Genomic DNA, 19,364 nt, shown 5'->3' with positions numbered 1-19,364 from the left:
CTTATTGAATATTTAAAGTACCACTGATTTCTTTTAGGCTGATTTCTGTAAGTTTTGCCTGATATTGCGCCTCCAGATACCTGGTAATGGCATCAATTGAGTTTTTTTGCGCCTCTCTTAACTCCAGTGGCGAAATACTGCCCAGGCGGTATTTTTCCAGTGTAATGTCCAGGTTTTGTTTGGCAATGTCTACATTGTTTTGCTCCACTTTCAGCAAATCCAGGTTGGTACTGTAGTTCTGATAGGTCGAGATCAGCTGGGCTGTGATGTCCTGTTTTGTCTTGTCCAGCATTAGTGCAGATGAATTGATCTCTATCTTTGCATTGCGCTCGTTTTGCCTTTGCAAAAAACCGTTAAAGATATTCAGGCTTGCCGTAAGACCATATGTAAAACCCGTAGCACGCTGCTGGGTATTAAAGCCGGTCGGACTGGCGCTTTTCTGAAACTCATAACCACCATTTACGCCTACTACTGGGTAGCGCTGACCTTTTACCTGCTTTAAATTCAGCTCTGCAATTTTTTTACTGATAAAGGCATTTTGCAGGTCGGGGTTTAACTGTTCCATTTGTCCGGCTAAAGTGCCATAATTCAGTTTCGAATCTATATCAATTGCTTCATCCACCTTAAAATCAAGATTCAGGTCTCTGGCCATTACCTGGTTTAAAGCTGTTTTTGCAGTTTTCAACAGGTTAATTTCCTGCAGGTAAGCTGCAGTATCCGTATTGTAGTCAACCTTTGCGGCCAGCACATCCAGTTTAGAGCCCCTGCCAATAGCCAGTTTATTGTCTGCAATTCTTAAGCGCAGCTGCGAGATGTCGAGTGCCGTATCCCTTGCCCTAACCAATTGCTGCTCCTTTAATACCGTAAAATAAGAGCTGATCACATTGCTCACCGTAGTCAAAATAGTGGCTTTGGCGTTCACTTCCCCCTGTTTTTGCAATTCTTTCAGCCGTTCATAATTGGTAAACATCTGTAAGCCATCAAAAATTGTCCAGCCCAGCGAGGCGCCATAGCTCATATTGGTATTTCTCACCCCGTCCAGCGTTTGCTGGTTGCCATTGCTCTGTGTCCTGGTAATGTTCTGGCGGCTTCCCCCATCACTAAAACTTCCGTCCAGGCTGGGCAGCATGCCTGCATTTCCCGGGTTTACATTATTTTTAGCAATCTGGATGTCGTTATTTACCAGTTTAATATCATAATTGTTTTTAAGTGCAGTAGCAATGGCTTCCTGCAGGCTCAACTGTTCCTGTCCATAAGCCAGCCCGGTACCTGTACACAAAAGCACCAAGGCAAACATAAAAGCCCTACTTTTCATCTTTCTCATGTTCTAATGCTGCTTTTAATGAAAGTTCCAATTCTGTATTTGTTTTGTGTTCTTTAGACCAGTACGAATAAATTGCAGGGATTACAAATAGGGTCAGGATCAATGCAAAGGTTGTTCCGCCTACAATTACGATCCCCATACCCATGCGGCTCTTGGCTGCAGCACCCAGCGCCATGGCAATGGGCAGGGCGCCGATAGCAATGGCCAGACTGGTCATCAGAATCGGGCGCAGCCTCGAAACCGAAGCTTCCCTGATGGCATCATGTACACTTTTGCCTTTTTCTTTCAGCTGGTTGGCAAATTCTACAATCAGGATGCCGTTTTTGGTCACCAGACCAATGAGCATGATGGTACCGATCTGGCTAAAGATGTTCCAGCTTTGTCCGAACAGCCAGAGGGATAGAAATGCACCTGCAACAGCCATCGGAACGGTCAGGATAATGATGATCGGGTCAATAAAGCTTTCAAACTGTGCCGACAGGATCAGGTAAACCAGCAATAAAGCCAGGCCAAAGGCAAAGAGCGTATTGGAAGAACTTTCCTTAAAGTCCCTCGATTCCCCACCAAGATCGGTAGAGAAAGATTCGTCCAGTACCTTCTCTGCAATCCTGTCCATCGCGGCTATTCCTTCCCCGATGCTTTTGCCCGGTGCAAGGCCTGCCGAAACTGTGGCTGCCGTAAAACGGTTGTTGCGGTACAATTGAGGGGGACTGCTTTCTTCTTTAGCCGTTACCACATTGTCCAGCTGTATCAGTTCATTTTTATCGTTCCTTACATATACCGAACTCAGGTCAAGCGGATCCTTACGGTCGCCCACTTCAAACTGCCCGATCACCTGGTATTGTTTGCCATTCATGAAGAAATAGGAAAAACGCTGGCCACTTAAGCCCAGTTGCAGGGCCGTACCAATATCGGCTACTGAAACACCCAGGTTTTTGGCTTTGTCCCTGTCTATGGTCAGGTCAATCTCAGGCTTATTAAATTTCAGGTTTACGTCCGAAGTGGTAAAAGTCGGATCTTTCGAAACCTCATCCATAAACAAAGGCACTTTTTCCCTTAGTTTTTCAAAGTTCTGTGCCTGGATGATATAATTTACCGGTAAACCACCGCGCCGGCCCACAGAAATGGTAGGCTGCTGGGTAACTGTAACCTTGCCTTCTGAGTATTTCCTGGTAATTTTGGTCAGTTTTGCAGCAATATCTGCCTGCGTGCGCTCCCTGTCGCCCGGATCTACCAGCCCCATTCTAACAAAACCACTGTTGGTAGCACCTGTGCCCCCAAAGCCCGGTGAAGTAATGGTGATGTTCACTTTCTTTTCAGGCACAGAATCATTGATCATGTCCTGTACTTTCATCATAAACCGGTCGGTATAGGCAAAAGAAGAACCTTCAGGTGTGGTCAGGTTCATGTTTATCGCACTGCGGTCGTCATAAGGTGCGGTTTCTTTGGGCAATATTTTCCAGAACAATACAATGATCCCTACACAGGCCACTATAATGGGTATGGCCAGCCATTTCCGGTCCAGAAATTTATTCAGTTTTTCGGCATAGCCATCATTTAGCTTTACAAAATAAGGCTCTGTCAGTTCATAGAACCTCGATTTTTTGTGCCCTGTTTTTTTCATCAGGTAGGCATTCAGCATGGGTGTCAGGGTAAGCGACACAAATGCAGAGATCAGTACAGCAGCGCCGATTACCACCCCAAATTCCCTGAACAGACGGCCTACAAAGCCCTGTAAAAAGATGACCGGTAAAAACACGGCGGCAAGGGTAATGGAAATAGAGATGACGGCAAAAAAGATCTCGTTGGAACCCTTTATTGCAGCTTCAAAAGGCGAATAGCCCTCCTCTACTTTTTTGAAAATGTTCTCTGTAACCACAATACCGTCGTCCACCACCAGGCCTGTTGCCAAAACCACGGCCAATAGCGACAGTACATTGATAGAGAACCCAAAAATGTACATGATAAAAAAGGTAAACACCAGGGATACCGGAATGTCGATCAGCGGACGGATGGCGATGGCCCAGTCCCTGAAAAACAGGTAAATGATCAGGATCACCAGGATGAGCGATAAAATAATGGTTTCTGCCACTTCAGTTACCGAGGCTTTGATAAACTTGGTTGTGTCCAGGGATATGTTCAGCTTAATGTCCTGGGGCACATCTTTCTCCAGCTGGGCAAACCTTTTGTCAAACTCCTTGGAGATGTCGAGATAATTGGCGCCGGGTTGCGGGATCAGGCCTACAGCAACCATCGGTTTGCCGGATTCCCTCAATATGGTCTCCTCGTTTTCTGATCCCAGCTCCACAAAACCAACATCCTTTAAACGCACCACATTATCGGTATCGTTCTTCAGGATCAGGTTATTGAACTGTTCGGCATTGGTTAATTTTCCAAGGGTCTTTACAATCAGCTCCGTATTTGATCCGGTTATTTTTCCGGAAGGCAGTTCCACATTTTCCCTGTCCAGTGCTGCAACAATATCCTGGGACGTTAAGCCATAAGCGGCCAGCTTATCCGGCGAAATGCGGATCCGCATGGCATATTTCCTTTGCCCCATGATCTGGATGCTACTTACCCCGGTAATGGTCTGCAGCCTGTCGGCAATTACATTCTCTGCATAATCGCTCAGCTCCATTACATTGCGCTTGTCGCTTTGTACGGTCATCGTGATCACTGCGTCCGAGTTGGCATCGGCCTTGCTCACTACCGGGTTGCCGTCAATATCTTTGGGTAACCTTCTTGCTGCTTCCGATACTTTATCGCGCACATCGTTAGCGGCATCATCAATATTCTTGTTCAGGTTAAACTCAATGGTGATGTTACTGCTGCCCTGGTTGCTGGAGGAGGAGATGTTCCTGATCCCATCTATCCCGTTGATGGATTTTTCCAGCGGTTCTGTGATCTGCGATTCAATGATGTCTGAGTTTGCACCCGGATAGGACGTCCGTACATTGATTACAGTAGGGTCAATGTTCGGATATTCACGTATACCCAGAAAGTTATAGCCGATTACCCCGAACAAAAGGATCATCAGGTTCATCACTATGGCCAGTACCGGCCTTTTTATACTCGTGGTTGAAATACTCATAAAGCAGCCTTGTTTTTAACCACAGAAACTTTAACCGGGGCATCCTGTTTTAAGGCCATGGCGCCTGTTGTCAGTACAGTATCCCCAATGTTCAGGCCCGAGGTAATTACAATGTGATCGGCGGTGCGTGTGCCGGCTTCTACAGGCACCTGTTGGGCTTTGCCGTCTTTGGTAATGAACACGGTCTTTCCTTTCAATACCGGGATAATGGCTTCATTGGGAATGAGCAGCGCATTTTTTTGTGTGCTAAGGGCCAGCTTTATCTTGGCAAAAGAACCAGGCCTCAATTCGTTGCCCGCATTGGGCACCAGTGCCTTGATCTGTAAAGTACGTGTTTGTGTGTTTATTCCGGGCTCTATTGCAAAAACACTGCCCGTAAATTTTTTGTTGTAGCCATCTGTCGTAAAGGAAATCTCCGAATTCAGTTTAATCTGGCCAATGTATTTTTCCGGTACCGAAAAGCTGATCTTTAGCGGGTTGATGCTGGATAAATTTGCAATCAGCGTACTGGGCGTAAGGTAACCGCCCACGGATATGGAGCGTAAGCCTATTTTACCACTAAAGGGCGCATAAATGGAAGTCTTTGCCAGCTGTGCACGGATCAGCTGGGTCTGTGCCTTTAAAGACTGGAGGTCGGCAAGGGAAGTGTCGTATTCTTCCTGACTGATTGCACCTTTTTCCAGCAGTTGTTTAGAGCGGTTTTCATTGGTGGCAGATAGTTTTTGCTTGGTTAAAGCCTCCTGCAGCTGTGCCTGTATGTCGCGGTCGTTGATCTTGACCAGCAGCTGGCCCCTGCTTACATTGGCCCCCTCTTTAAAATTGATGCTGGTTACCAGCCCCGATACCTCACTGCGCAATTCTACGGCCTCATTTGCTTCCAGTGTACCGGTTACATCAAGATCATTGGTAAAATCGCTGGCCTGTACCACAATTCCGTCAACCTGTAAACCTTTCGACGATCCTCCTTTTCCTTTACCCGGACCGGCACCATCTTCGGCAATTTTTTTATTGGCCGAAATCCGGTAGTAAATCAAATAGGCAATCCCCAAAACGATCAGGGCATAAATGACGTATTTTAGTTTCATCTGTGTTTTGTTATGGTTGTGTAGCTGTTATAGTTAACGAACAAAAATATTTAAAATGACTATAACAGCTTGTATTAAGTGTGTTACAGGTAGTGTTCTTGCCGATATGGCGCCCCTTAGCTGCATCTGCCTTGCTTTAGGAATCAAATTTTTCTATTTTGGCGCGATTAAGTATTGAACTATGATTAAAACATCAATATTAGGATTGGTAATATTACTATTTGCAGGTATGACAGCAAAATCGCAGGTTAAAATAAGATTCGATATCAGTTTTACAGAGCCCCAGGCGCACTATACGGAGGTAGAAATGAACATTTCAGGCCTGGTTAAAGATTATATAGATATAAAAATGCCGGTATGGGCCCCGGGTTCGTACCTGGTGCGCGAATTTGCTAAAAGTGTGGAAGGTTTTGGGGCTACGGCCAATGGCAAAATCCTTAAACATGAAAAGGTGAGAAAAAACACCTGGAGGGTGTATACCGCTAAAGCGAATGCCCTTAAAATTAAGTACAGGGTATATGCTTTTGAAGTTTCGGTGCGTACATCTTTTATTGATGAAAGCCATGCGTTTTTGTCGAGCAGCGGTATATTTATGTACCCTGAGGGTTTGCTTAAAACACCGAGTACAGTAAAGATCAACCCTTATAAAGGCTGGACTAAAGTATCTACCGGACTGGAACCGGTTTCGGGGCAGCAATTTACCTATACCGCTGCCGATTTTGACATTTTGTTCGACAGCCCTATTGAAGTAGGTAACCAGGATGTTTTTGAATTTATGGCCTCGGGGCTTAAACATGAAGTGGCCATGTACGGCGGCGGGAATTATGATAAGGAGCGCCTTAAAGTGGATATGGCCAAAATTGTGGAGCAGGGAACGGCCATTTATGGCGAAAACCCGAATAAGCATTATACTTTTATTGTCCATAATTTTTCTTCCGGTGGCGGCGGTCTGGAACACCTGAACTCTACGGTACTGGGTGCAAAACGCGATGCTTATGTTACTGAAACCGGCTATAAAGGCTTTTTAGAGCTGGTTGCGCACGAGTATTATCATTTATGGAACGTAAAAAGGATGCGCCCTGTGGCCTTAGGCCCCTTTGATTACGACAATGAGAACTATACCACCAATTTATGGATAGCAGAGGGTTTTACCGCCTATTACGAAAATAAACTGATGCTGCGTGCTGGTTTTACAGACGAGAAAGGCTTTGTAGATGCACTGGTTACGGCAGTAAGCAATGTTTCCAATACCCCAGGCAACAAGGTGCAGTCGGTTGCCGAAGCCAGTTACGATGCCTGGATCAAATATTACAGGCCTAATGAAAATTCGAACAACACTACAGTTTCTTATTATGCCAAGGGCGAGGTAGTAGGCTTATTGATGGACCTGGAAATAGCCCATGCCACAAAAGGTACTAAAAGTCTGGACGATGTGATGAAAGCCATGTACCTGCAAAATAAAGCACAAAAAAGAGGGTATACCGATGCAGAATTTAAGGCTATGGTAGAAAAGATCAGCGGAGCCAGCTTTACAGATTTCTGGGCTAAATACGTGAATGGCACCACTGCAATCGACTACCATAAATATTTTGGCTATGCAGGTATCAACATAACCAATGAAAATGAAGGTAAAAGTATCCCGTATTTGGGCATTGCCACTAAAAATCAGGGAGGAAGGGTCTTTATTACCACAGTTTCACGCAATTCGGCGGCCTGGGTTGACGGGCTCAATGTGAATGATGAAGTGATCAGTGCAGATGGTGCCCCTGTTGAAATAGCGATTGATAAAATGGCCGCAGTTGCCGGTAAAAAAGTTGGAGAGACGGTAACTTTTAAGGTAGCCAGAGATGGGATCCTTAAAGACATTACAGTTACCCTTAAAGCCAGTCCGAACCTGAAACTTGTGGGGCAGATAGACGAAAAGGCCACAGAACTGCAAAAGGCAGTAAGGAAGGCCGTATTGTTTAAATAATATGAGGCGGTTACGACCGCCCTGTAAATTAAAAAGCGCCTGGTTAAATCATAACCAGGCGCTTTTTAATGCATTTATAAGTTTTGTTTAGAACGTGAAACGTACACCTAAACCTATATCGCCACCCCAGAAACCTGTATCAGGTGTAAGTTGCAGCGCAGGAATCCAATCTAAAGATAAATTGATAGGGGCTCCGTTAAATTTATAATCAAGTCCTAAAACACCATTGGCCGACAAATAAAAATCACTGCCGCCACCATGTTTAATTTTGTAAGAACCTATAGTTGCACCACCACCATAGAACCAGTTTAAACCTTCAGCTCCATTGATCGGATTGTAAACTTCATATAAGCCCGTAAGGTTGGCATAGCTTACCCCATCGTTGCTCCTAAAGTTTCCGATCAGTTCAAGCATTGCACCTTTGTTCAGTTTAGTTTTAAAACTTACCCCATTTGCATTACCAAAGCGGCCACCAATAGCGTTGTTATAGCTCTGAGCGTTGGCATCAGTGCTGTTCATCGTAAAAAATGCAGCTAAGGCAAAAACAGTAAAAAGTAATTTTTTCATAATCATAATTTATTTATTTAATTTTTCTATTGTTCCATGCGTAGCAACTATTGTGCCGATAATCATAGAAATGTAAATAATGTCATGGCTGCCGGACCTGCATACTGAGAAAGTTCTTTTTCCATTAATTATTTTTAGTTAAGTTTGAGAACAAGGGTTGTACAGGTTCTTTCTGTAAAATCTTTTAACCAGATCTTTTATTTAAGCTGATGATGTATGGCTGCAACGGTAACAAGAGTATTTGATTTACTTCAATATAATTTAGAGAAATTTCCTAAACAGGAGTTTATAAGTGGCAAGGTGAATGGGAAATGGCAGAAATACAGTACGCAGGAATTTAGCGATACCGTTGATGCATTGAGCAGGGGGCTGATCGAGCTGGGTATCGGCAAAGCATCCCGGGTAGCCGTGATGTCGGCAAACCGGCCCGAATGGAACATTACAGATTTTGCAGTGATGCAGATCGGGGCCTACCACATTCCCCTTTATCCTACGCTTGCAGAACATGATGTAAAGTTTATCCTCGAGAATGCAGAAATTACCGTCATTTTTGTGGCAGATGAACCTTTGTACAACAAACTAAAACCGGTTTGTGAGGAGCTGAAGAAAGACATTCAGATCTATACTTTTGATGAAGTTAAAGGAGCCGGCAACTGGCAGACGCTGGTTAAGACCGGACAGCAAAAGACCGAAACAGACCTTGAGGCCTATCGCAGCCAGATTACACCCGAAGATATTTTAACGCTCATTTATACCTCGGGCACTACAGGTACACCCAAAGGGGTAATGCTGACCCATAATAACCTGGTCAAAAACTTTGAAAATTCGGCTGTGCTGCTTCCTGATGGGATTCGTAAAGGCCTTAGTTTTTTACCCCTTTCGCATATTTTTGAGCGCATGGTGGTTTACCTGTACATGTATTGTGATACGGCGGTATATTATGCCGAAAGCATGGACACTATTGTGGCCGACATACAGTTTGTAAAACCCAATGTTTTTTCTACCGTTCCGCGCCTGCTGGAAAAGGTATATGAAAAGATCATGGAGAAAGGCAAGGCACTTACAGGGATCAAAAGGGGGATATTTTTTTGGTCTGTGGCCCTGGCCGAAAAGTTTGAAATTGAAAACAGCTGGTTTTATAACCTGAAGCTGGGCATTGCCCGGAAACTGGTGTTTAAAAAATGGCAGGAGGCCCTTGGTGGCGAAATTGTAGTGATCATTTCGGGAGGCGCGGCCTTAAACCCGCGACTGGCCAGGATTTTCTGGGCTGCGGGCATGCCGGTATTTGAGGGCTACGGACTCACCGAAACCTCACCGGTAATTACAGTGAACCATTTTGGCAATACCATGTTTGGAACAGTAGGCCCTCCAATTAACGGGGTAGAAGTTAAAATAGCAGAAGATGGAGAGGTGCTGGCCCGTGGACACGACATTATGAAAGGCTATTATTTAAGGGACGACCTGACTGCCGAAACCATAGATAAAGATGGCTGGTTCCATACAGGTGATATCGGTGAACTGGTCAATGGCCGGTTTTTAAAGATCACCGACCGGAAAAAAGAGATCTTTAAAACTGCAGGTGGTAAATACGTGGCACCGCAGATGATAGAAAATAAGTTTAAGGAAACGGTACTGGTAGAGCAGGTAATGGTACTAGGCGAAAACCGCAAATTTCCGGCAGCTTTAATTGTACCTAATTTTGTAGCTTTAAAATCATGGGCAGCTAAAAAAGGGATCAATTATACCACGGACGAAGAAATGGCCAAAAATCCGCAGGTGATAGAGAAGTTTAACCAGATAGTACTGAATTCCGGTAAGGATTTCGGGAAATGGGAACAGGTAAAGCGCTTTGAACTGCTGGCTAAACCATGGAGTATTGACGGTGGGGAGCTTACCCCCAAGCTGAGCCTGAAAAGAAAAGTTATATTGGAAAAATACGCAACCATTATTGAAAAAATATATACCGATGCAGAAAACTATAAGGCTTAAACATTTTGCCCCCCTTGCCGGAGTACTTTTTATAGCAGCTACTTTAGCTGCCTGTGTTGGCGGACAGCTTGGGAAGAACAACAGTGGAGAATACCGCAACGGAATGGTGGTATCGGCAAATGCAGAAGCCTCGGGGGTAGGATTAAATATTTTAAAGAAAGGCGGCAATGCCGTTGACGCCGCTGTAGCCGTTCAGTTTGCACTGGCCGTGGTATACCCCAATGCCGGAAATTTAGGTGGTGGCGGTTTTATGGTGTACCGCTCGGCATCGGGTGAGACCAATGCTTTGGATTTCCGCGAAAAAGCTCCCGGACTGGCTTTTAAGGATATGTATTTAGATGCTGCAGGCAATCCTGTTAAGGAAAAAAGCCTGGATGGACATTTGGCCGCAGGTGTACCGGGTTCTGTGGCCGGCATGGTAGAAGCACATCAAAAATATGGTAAATTAAAATGGGCAGAGCTGGTTCAGCCCGCAGTTTTACTGGCCAGGAACGGCTTTAAAATAACAGCACGTACCGCAAGGGAGCTGAACAGGGAAAAAGAACGCTTTGTAACGTATAATCCGCTTGGCACAGCCCTGGTAAAAGAAGGGGAATGGGCCGAGGGTGATGTTTTAGTCCAGAATGAGCTGGCAAATACCCTGGAACAGATCAGGGATAAGGGCCGCGCAGGCTTTTACGAAGGCCCGGTTGCCGATAGCCTGGTGGCAGAGATGAAACGTGGCGCCGGGATCATATCCGCTGCAGATTTGAAAAACTATAAAGCCGTATGGCGCAAGCCCATTGTTGGCAATTACAAAGCCTATAAAATTATCACCATGCCACCCACCTCCAGTGGTGGTATTGCTTTGCTTCAACTGCTGAAATCTGTTGAACCTTACCCTTTAAAACGCTGGGGATTAAATTCAGATTCGACGGTACAGGTGATGGTTGAAGCAGAAAGGAGAGTATATGCCGATCGTGCAACGCATTTAGGCGATCCGGATTTCTTTAAAGTGCCCCAGAAACAACTGATCGATCCTGCATATATCAAAAGCAGGATGTCAAACTTTAACTGGGCACAGGCCAGCTTAAGCTCGGACATTAAAGCCGGTGTATTTAATGTACCTGAACATGAAGAGACCACCCATTTTTCTATTGTAGACAGGGATGGCAATGCTGTTTCGTTAACCACAACCCTAAATGGTTCTTATGGTTCTGCAGTGGTGGTAAAAGGAGCGGGCTTTTTATTGAACAATGAAATGGACGACTTTTCTGTAAAACCGGGGGCACCAAATATGTACGGTTTATTGGGCGGCGAAGCAAACGCCATTGTACCAGAGAAAAGGATGCTGAGTTCGATGACGCCAACCATAATAGAAAAGGACGGTAAACTATTTATGGTAGTGGGCACCCCGGGTGGCTCTACCATTATGACCTCTGTTTTTCAGACCATCATCAATGTCATAGAATTTGACAAAAGTATGCAGTCGGCCGTTACCGCAAAGCGGTTCCACCACCAATGGATGCCTGATTCTGTATATGTGGAAAAAGGGACGCTGGACAGTGCAGCTGTATTGGAGCTGACCAAAAGAGGCTATCACCTTAAGCCAAGAGGGCCTATTGGCCGGGTTGATGCGATATTGAAAACCAAATGGGGTTATTATCAGGGTGGGGCTGATCCCCGTGGGGATGATAAAGCAATGGGCTGGTAGCTGTGTAGAAAAATCGGCTATAGTTTGGCCTGATAATTGAATAGTTGTTTTCAGAATTAAATATTCTACTAATTATTTAACCCTCATATTATGAAACAAAAATTATTTAAATGTTTGCCTGTAGCTGTAGCGGCTTTGTTACTGGGAGGTACTGCCCAGGCACAAGAAAAAATGAGTGCCGAAGCCAATCAGCTGTCGACCTGGTCGATAGGTGTAAACGCAGGGGTGCTTAGTCCGATTTCCCCATTGGGTGGCAAAAACGATTTCTCGAACTGGAAAAGCAGTCTGGGTTATGGCTTGTACATCAAGAAACAATTTACACCTTATTTCTCTTTACGTTTAGACGGTGTGAGGGGTAAATTAAAAGGAGACAATTCGGAGGCCTGGGACGGTGGTGGTACCAATGCAAGTCCGGTTAGCGCTTTTGAAACAGACCTTTCTTATTCAGGAAGTTTAAATGCTGTGGTTAACCTGTTTAACATAGACATGTTTAACAAGAACAGTGCAGTGCAATTATATGCATCGGCGGGTGCTGGTTTAGCAGGTTATAAAGTTAAAACTGCTGCAGGATCGGGTGCTTTAACGGATTATGCTGGTGGCAAAACCATTAGCGAACTGATCATTCCGGTAGGTGTTGGTGCTAAATTTAAAGTAGCTGAAAAGGTAAACCTGGATCTGGGCTGGACCATTAACTATGTTGATGGCGATAACCTGGATGGTTATTACCGTGGCAGCAATGACAAGTACAATTATGCGTATGCAGGTCTGGAATTTTCTTTAGGAAAAGGAAAGCAACTGGCATGGCATAATCCTGTGGCTTTAACTTATGACGAAGCCTTGCAGGCCAAACAAACTGCCAATGCATTAAAAAGCGACCTGGATGCCCAGAAAGCTGAGAATGCAAGGTTAAGAACTGAGATGAACGACCTGTTGAAAGACAGTGACGGTGATGGCGTGGCAGATAAACTGGATAAATGTCCGGGTACACCTGCAGGCGTTGTGGTTGATGGTTCGGGCTGTCCTTTAAAAGTACCTGCCCCGGTTGAGAAAATCATCATTACAGAAGCCGACCGCAAAGTGGTTGCCGATGCCATTAAAAACTTAGAGTTTGATTTGGGCAAAGCCACTATCCGCCAGAAATCTTATGCTACATTGAACCGTGTTGCTGAACTGCTGATCCAGAAAAACTTTAGTTTGAAACTGGCAGGACATACAGACAATACAGGTTCTGCAGCTTTAAACATGCGTTTGTCTAAAGACAGGGCAGAATCGGTAAAAGCTTACCTGGTTTCGCAGGGTGCAAATGCATCGCGTATTGAAGCTACAGGTTATGGTATGAACCAACCTATTGCAAGCAATAAAACTGCTGCAGGTCGTCAGCAAAACAGAAGGGTAGAGTTTACCTTGTTCTAGTCTGAAATACGACATTGAATTTTAAAAGCCTCCCTGATATTCGGGGAGGCTTTTTGCTTTTATATATAACGCATAAGCTATATTCTTCCTAAGCTCTTTTACCTATCTTACTACAGGGTAGTATATAAAAATATAGTAAGTACAATATCAAAACATAATGAATACAGAATTAAAATACCTTTAAGTTACCTTTTGATTACCCTTGAGATACCGTTGGAATACCATATATGGTATTCCAACGGTATCTCAAGGGTATTTTAACAGTATTATAATTCTGTATTCATATCATAATTATTTAATTGTCACTATATCTTCATATGTAACCCTGTAGTAAGCCTTCTCTTGATTTAATGCTATCTTTATAATCGCCTGTTATTGAAGGTGATCAGAAATCTAACCAAATATTAATATATAAGACAGTTAACTAAGGCCTCGGGCCAGAATAAAAATTAAAAATCTGTATAAAATATTATCATTTGATCGTTTTGTTGTTCGTAAAATCAACATTGTCAATGGTTTATGGCTTCATTCTATGTGTTTAATTTTTGGAAGATGTAAGACTATTAACCAATAGTTCTTGTTTCGGCTTACTCGTCACTATAAACTGGATCTAAAGCGTCGAGATCCTCGAAGTCTTCATGCTTACCACCTACTCCATCAAAATATTGATTTTTCATATAAAATTTTACTGTATAGATTTTTATATTAATTTATAGGATAAATTTGTTATTTAAAGTTTTGTTGTTATATTTGATTACAACTTATCATTTAAATTGAAAATGGTTAAACCAGGTAATACAGAAGCGGAGGTATTGGATCATATCGTCAGTGAGCCAGCCGAAACTTATATTACCGGGAATCGTAGCTCAGGCCAGGTATATATTAACCCATTTAATGACTAACACAGGAGGAACGAAATATGAACAGAGCAGCACAAAAAAGAGAATGGGATTATTATAGCGTACTGGAATCTGCAAAAGAAGAACGTGCTTTGGCTGAGAAAAAGTCAATTGCTAAAAATTTCAAAATTAAAGGGGTTGATCTTAAAGTCATTGCTGATGCAACAGGTCTTTCTATTGAAGAGATCGTTGCATTATAGTGGAAAAACCACATATTAATGACCCCCGTTTAACGTGCCAGGGAAAAGGCATTAAAACAATCCATAGCATGATAGGTACCTCGCGTCATACCATTACTTACTATAAACTTCCATTAGGAAGCATTCCCTTTAAAGAGATTAAATCCTTGGAAAATCTGGATCTGAAATTTATTTACTGCAGCTCTTTTCCTTTGATTGATTTTATGAATTTAAACTTTCAGATGGTAAGTGTTTATGATCCTTTTTATAATGATGTAGCAGATGTTCATGAATTAAATGAAGCCAATCTGTTGTTTGGAAAAGTTGTTTCTGATAAGCTTTCAATGCGAGGGACGGCAAAATGTATAAAAGTAGGCTCAATTGAGAAAGACATATCTAAGGAAGATTTACCTCATTTGAAATATAGTAATAATAATGACCCTGAAACTGGAAACTGGTTTTATATGAAAGAGGGTAAATATGTGATCTTTCATGGAATTAGATCTGAGTTTGAAAAAGTAAAGCATTTGGAGGGAATAGCGATATATGGAGATAATATAATCCGTTTAAGAATTGTAATTGAATTGCTCAAAAGAAATGTAAAAAAGGGTTTGATTACGTTGTCTGTTGAAGATTATAAGGAAATTGGTTATAAAGTTCTTAGAACAGATCCTTCACTATTAAAATCAAGTGAAGATATTATTGTAGATGGTGTAAATAATTGGGTTCCTTCTATGCTTTTGATTCCTTTATATGAAGATGTCCCAACTAAATACAGGGGTAAGATACGAGATTGACAAGAGTGATAAAGAATAGACAACACATACTAAATTGCTCCACAAGTGTTTATAAACGTATTAAATTAAGATTTGAATTGCTGAAGTGAGGTCAATGAAAATGGTTTGCCCAGCTTAGTATTAAATGTTTTTCCAGCTGATCACGTTGTATTTGGTGCGTGACTGATCTTCACCACCACCATATATCAGGTTTTTTTGAATAACTAGATTTGGGGTCAGTTCTTCAAAATAGTCCAGTTCTTTAAATAAGGAAGCGGAAATGGTTTGGGTGGCTTTGATTTCAAAAATATCAAAGCCATTGTTGGTTTTTATTAATAAATCTACTTCCCGGTTATTGCTGTCCTGCCAAAAATTATAATCCTTGTGCAGGTATTGGTGGTAATTTTTCTTTTGGAATTCGGCAATGATCATATTTTCAAAAAGATTGCCTTTCAGTCTGTTCTGTTCAAAATCTTCTGGCGATCTGATACCTAGTAAGTGGTTGAGCAGGCCCGTGTCGTAAAAATAGAGCTTTGGGGTTTTTACCAAACGTTTGTTGAAGTTTTGGTAATAGGGCTGTAATTGGAATGTAATATAGCTGCTTTCCAGGATAGATAACCAAGCCTTTGCAGTGGGCTGTGAAATGTCACATTCGTTAGCCAATGCATTGATGTTTAACAGTTGCCCCGCACGGCCGGCACATAAGCCTAAAAAAGTGCGGAATAAGCTGATGTCCCGAATGTTGAGCAATTCGGTTACATCCTTTTGAATATAGGTTTGTACATAATTGGCATAAAATACAACCGGATCTATTTCGCGTGTATATATAGCGGGATAAAAGCCTTTTACTGCGGTTTCGGCGTAGGATACGTTTGGAATACCCGCGCCTTTTAGTTCAGAAAAATCAAAGGGCAATAGCTTAAATAAAGCCACACGACCGGCCAGGGTTTGTGTGATGCTGTTTAAGAGGTGAAAATTTTGAGAACCGGATAAAATAAACTGCCCCATCTGCCCACTGTCATCTACAATACCCTGGATGTAAGAAAAAAGACCCGGTGCGCGTTGTACCTCGTCAAAAATTACCCGCTCATTGTATAATTTTAAAAAGCCAACAGGATCATCTGTTGCAAATGCCCGAACATCCGGATTCTCCAGGGATACATACCTGTAGTCATTAAACAATTCTTTTAACAAAGTAGTTTTCCCCGATTGCCGGGGACCGGTTAGGGCAATTATTGGGAATTTGTTTTTTTGCTGCTCTATTTTTGCTGCAATTTGCCTGGTTACAAAGCCTTTCATACTTCAAAGATACGGTTATTTTGAAATTGCATAGGTTTTATTTTGAAATTACATAAACTTTATTTTGAAATTGCATAACTTCCGGAGGCAGCGTCTAAGCCTTCCCCTCTATGGTAAAGCCCTATTTTAGGTTAAACTATTTTAACAAATGTACTTGCATTATATTTTTTAATTGTATAGCTTTGTTATGCAAGCATAGTATTTAATGAAACAGCAGGAAACAATAGATTATTTTTTGAAAGTAGTTTGGCAAAATGTATCCAATACATACAACCAGATCGCTTCGGGCTTTGGCATTACGCAGGCCATAGGGTATGTGCTGATCAATATTGATAAGGAAGGTACGGCGGTTTCGCAGCTGGCCGGGCTGCTCGGGGTAAAGGCCACCAGTTTGTCAAGAATGCTAAACAATATGGAAGATTTGGGGTTAATATACAGGGAAACTGCTGCCGGAGACAAACGCTCCGTAAAAGTTTACCTGACCGGACTGGGTTATGAAAAAAGGCATATGGCCAAAGGTGTGGTAATCGCATTTAATGAATACCTGAACAAGAACCTCTCTGCAACGGAGAAAAATAACCTGCTGGTTACTTTGCAAAAGGTGAATAAGCTGACCCTGGGCTATAAAGTTCCTGAAGAAGTGGTTCAGGCTTCCGGGAACGAACAGGATTGAATGAAAGACCATATATATTTATTGATAAGATGATGAACAAAAAAATAAATAGAGTAGCGGTATTGGGCTCTGGTATTATGGGTTCGCGCATTGCCTGTCACTTTGCCAACATCGGCGTAGAAGTGCTGCTGCTTGATATTGCCGCAAAAGAAGGAGATAAGAACAGTATTGTAAATACAGCGCTGCAAACTGCAGTAAAAACCAACCCTTCTCCGGTTTATTCAAAAAAAGTTCTGACTAATATTGCGACCGGAAATTTTGAAGACGATATGTCTAAAATTGCCGCTTACGATTGGATCATAGAGGTTGTGGTAGAAAATCTTGACATCAAGAAAAAGGTGTTTGAACAGGTAGAACAGTACCGTAAGCCTGGCACACTGGTTACTTCAAATACATCAGGAATCCCCATTCATTTAATGGCCGAGGGCAGAACGGATGATTTTAAGGCCAACTTTTGCGGAACACACTTTTTTAATCCGCCCCGCTATTTAAGGTTACTGGAAATTATTCCTACTCCGCATACAAGACCTGAGCTGGTCGACTTTTTAATGCATTATGGTGATAAATTTTTGGGCAAGACTACCGTTTTGTGTAAAGATACACCGGCATTTATTGCCAATCGTGTAGGGGTTTATTCGATTATGGCCCTGCTGCACCTGGTAGAAAAAATGGACCTTACCGTAGAGGAGGTAGACAAGTTTACCGGACCTGCATTGGGTAGGCCAAAATCGGCTACTTTCCGCACTACCGATGTGGTTGGCCTGGATACCATGATCAAGGTAGCTAAAGGACTGTATGACAACTGCCCGGATGACAAGGCGCATGAGCTGTTTAAACTGCCGGGATATGTAGAAAAGATGGAAGCCAATAAATGGCTGGGCGATAAAACCGGACAGGGTTTTTACAAAAAAACAAAATCTGCCGAAGGCAAAACAGAAATACTGGCGCTTGACCTGAAAACGATGGAATACCGTCCACAGGAAAAAGTGAAATCGGCTACGCTGGAGCTGACCAAGCCAATTGAACAGGTACGCGACCGGATGAAGGTGTTTGCGGCAGGAAAAGATAAAGCAGCTGAATTGTTCAGGGCCTCGTTTTTTGGGCTGTTTGAATATGTATCGGACAGGATCCCTGAAATTTCGGATGAACTGTACAGAATTGATGATGCCATGCGTGCGGGATTTGGATGGGAGCTGGGGCCTTTTGAGGTTTGGGATGCTGTAGGTGTTGCCGAGGCCATTGAAGGCATGAAAAAGTATGGACACGAGGCTGCGGCCTGGGTGCATGAAATGCTGGCGGCCGGAAATACATCGTTTTACAGGATAGAAGATGGGGTTCGCAAATATTATGATATCCCGACTAAAAGCTATAAAGCGGTGCCGGGTGCAGAGGCTTTTATCATTCTGGATAACTTAAGGGCCAGCAAGGTGCTCTGGAAAAATTCGGGGGCCTCTATTATTGACCTGGGTGACGGGATCATCAATGTGGAATTCCACTCTAAGATGAATACCATTGGCGGCGATACTTTGCAGGCCATAAATAAAGCCATTGATATGGCAGAAAAAGATTACAAAGGGCTGGTGATTGGCAATGACGGCGCCAATTTTTCGGCCGGCGCCAATGTAGGGATGATCTTTATGATGGCGGTAGAGCAGGAATGGGAAGAGCTGAACATGGCCATCCGCTTATTCCAGAATACCTCTATGCGCATCAGGTATTCTTCTATTCCGGTAGTGGTAGCCCCGCACAATTTAACTTTGGGCGGGGGTTGCGAGTTTAGTTTGCATGCCGACCATGTACAGCTCAATGCTGAAACGTATATGGGCCTGGTTGAGTTTGGTGTAGGGGTAATTCCCGGCGGGGGTGGTACTAAAGAGTTCGCTTTGCGTGCATCTGATGAATATAAGGATGATCAGATTGTTCAGAATGTGCTTAAGGACAGGTTTTTAACTATAGGTATGGCTAAGGTGTCTACATCGGCTGTTGAGGCTTTTGAGTTGGGTTATCTTCAAAAAGGCAAGTATGCTATTTCCATGAACAGGAGCAGGTTAATTGCTGATGCTAAAGCCAAGGCAATTGAACTTGCAGATGCGGGTTATACGCAGCCGGTTAGACGGAAAGATATTAAAGTGTTGGGTAAGCAGGGTTTAGGTATTGTGTATGCCGGTGCCAATACCATGTACTCTGGTCATTATATTTCTGAACATGATAAAAAGATTTCAGAGAAACTGGGCTGGGTGATGTGTGGAGGTGACCTTTCTTCGCCAACAGAGGTAACGGAACAGTATTTACTGGATTTGGAAAGAGAAGTGTTTTTATCACTTTGTGGGGAAAGAAAAACGCTGGAGCGCATCCAGAGTATTGTAACTAAAGGCAAACCGTTAAGGAATTAATAAAAAGGATA

At 43.0% G+C, this 19,364-nt stretch carries 13 protein-coding genes; 8 read left to right on the top strand and 5 right to left on the bottom strand.

From position 1 onward, the window contains the following. Position 1: 1 nt before the first annotated feature. Genes PHEP_RS18640 through PHEP_RS18630 form a run of 3 tightly spaced genes read right to left on the bottom strand, consistent with a single transcriptional unit; the run spans position 2 to position 5,500 of the window. Positions 2-1,324 carry a TolC family protein gene (locus tag PHEP_RS18640; RefSeq protein WP_143715775.1) on the bottom strand — a complete coding sequence of 441 codons (1,323 nt, stop codon included), beginning with the start codon at positions 1,322-1,324 and terminating at the stop codon, positions 2-4. Continuing rightward, positions 1,305-4,415 carry an efflux RND transporter permease subunit gene (locus PHEP_RS18635; RefSeq protein WP_015809536.1) on the bottom strand — a complete coding sequence of 1,037 codons (3,111 nt, stop codon included), beginning with the start codon at positions 4,413-4,415 and terminating at the stop codon, positions 1,305-1,307. The genes PHEP_RS18640 and PHEP_RS18635 overlap by 20 nt, the downstream gene beginning before the upstream one ends. Continuing rightward, positions 4,412-5,500, bottom strand: a complete 1,089-nt coding sequence (locus PHEP_RS18630; protein ID WP_015809535.1) for an efflux RND transporter periplasmic adaptor subunit — start codon at positions 5,498-5,500, stop codon at positions 4,412-4,414. The genes PHEP_RS18635 and PHEP_RS18630 overlap by 4 nt, the downstream gene beginning before the upstream one ends. 181 nt (positions 5,501-5,681) lie before the next feature. Here PHEP_RS18630 and PHEP_RS18625 point away from each other — a divergent pair, with 181 nt between their 5' ends. Then, positions 5,682-7,472 (top strand): M61 family metallopeptidase, encoded by a 1,791-nt coding sequence (locus PHEP_RS18625; protein WP_015809534.1) that lies wholly within the window; start codon positions 5,682-5,684, stop codon positions 7,470-7,472. Between the two features lie 87 nt (positions 7,473-7,559). Here the strand turns inward: PHEP_RS18625 and PHEP_RS18620 are convergent, their stop codons facing one another. Further along, entirely contained in the window at positions 7,560-8,039 is a 480-nt protein-coding gene (locus tag PHEP_RS18620; RefSeq protein ID WP_036674904.1) for a hypothetical protein, read from the bottom strand. Positions 8,040-8,255: 216 nt separating this feature from the next. Between PHEP_RS18620 and PHEP_RS18615 the strand changes: the two genes are divergently transcribed. From PHEP_RS18615 to PHEP_RS18595, 5 genes are all read left to right on the top strand, one after another. Next, complete coding sequence (locus PHEP_RS18615) at positions 8,256-10,028, top strand: AMP-dependent synthetase/ligase (RefSeq protein ID WP_015809532.1); 1,773 nt, start codon at positions 8,256-8,258, stop codon at positions 10,026-10,028. Next, entirely contained in the window at positions 10,006-11,721 is a 1,716-nt protein-coding gene (gene ggt, locus PHEP_RS18610; RefSeq protein ID WP_015809531.1) for a gamma-glutamyltransferase, read from the top strand. Before PHEP_RS18615 ends, ggt begins: the two co-directional genes overlap by 23 nt. Before the next feature lie 90 nt (positions 11,722-11,811). Continuing rightward, a complete protein-coding gene (locus tag PHEP_RS18605) occupies positions 11,812-13,134 on the top strand; it encodes a DUF6089 family protein (protein ID WP_015809530.1) in 1,323 nt (440 codons plus the stop codon). A gap of 919 nt (positions 13,135-14,053) precedes the next feature. Then, entirely contained in the window at positions 14,054-14,233 is a 180-nt protein-coding gene (locus tag PHEP_RS18600) for a hypothetical protein (protein ID WP_015809528.1), read from the top strand. A gap of 68 nt (positions 14,234-14,301) precedes the next feature. Further along, entirely contained in the window at positions 14,302-15,009 is a 708-nt protein-coding gene (locus PHEP_RS18595) for a PH domain-containing protein (RefSeq protein ID WP_015809527.1), read from the top strand. A gap of 120 nt (positions 15,010-15,129) precedes the next feature. Here PHEP_RS18595 and PHEP_RS18590 read toward each other — a convergent pair whose 3' ends face one another. Beyond that, a complete protein-coding gene (locus tag PHEP_RS18590; RefSeq protein ID WP_015809526.1) occupies positions 15,130-16,287 on the bottom strand; it encodes an ATP-binding protein in 1,158 nt (385 codons plus the stop codon). 205 nt (positions 16,288-16,492) lie between these two features. Here PHEP_RS18590 and PHEP_RS18585 point away from each other — a divergent pair, with 205 nt between their 5' ends. Then, positions 16,493-16,960: a MarR family winged helix-turn-helix transcriptional regulator gene (locus PHEP_RS18585; RefSeq protein WP_015809525.1), complete on the top strand. Its 468-nt coding sequence runs from the start codon at positions 16,493-16,495 to the stop codon at positions 16,958-16,960. Between the two features lie 29 nt (positions 16,961-16,989). Further along, positions 16,990-19,353 carry a 3-hydroxyacyl-CoA dehydrogenase/enoyl-CoA hydratase family protein gene (locus PHEP_RS18580; RefSeq protein WP_015809524.1) on the top strand — a complete coding sequence of 788 codons (2,364 nt, stop codon included), beginning with the start codon at positions 16,990-16,992 and terminating at the stop codon, positions 19,351-19,353. The last annotated feature ends 11 nt before the right edge of the window (positions 19,354-19,364 follow it).

Source organism: Pedobacter heparinus DSM 2366, assembly GCF_000023825.1.
Taxonomy (GTDB): domain Bacteria; phylum Bacteroidota; class Bacteroidia; order Sphingobacteriales; family Sphingobacteriaceae; genus Pedobacter; species Pedobacter heparinus.
Note: the sequence above shows the minus strand (reverse complement) of the source record. Positions and strands in the feature narration are given on the sequence as shown.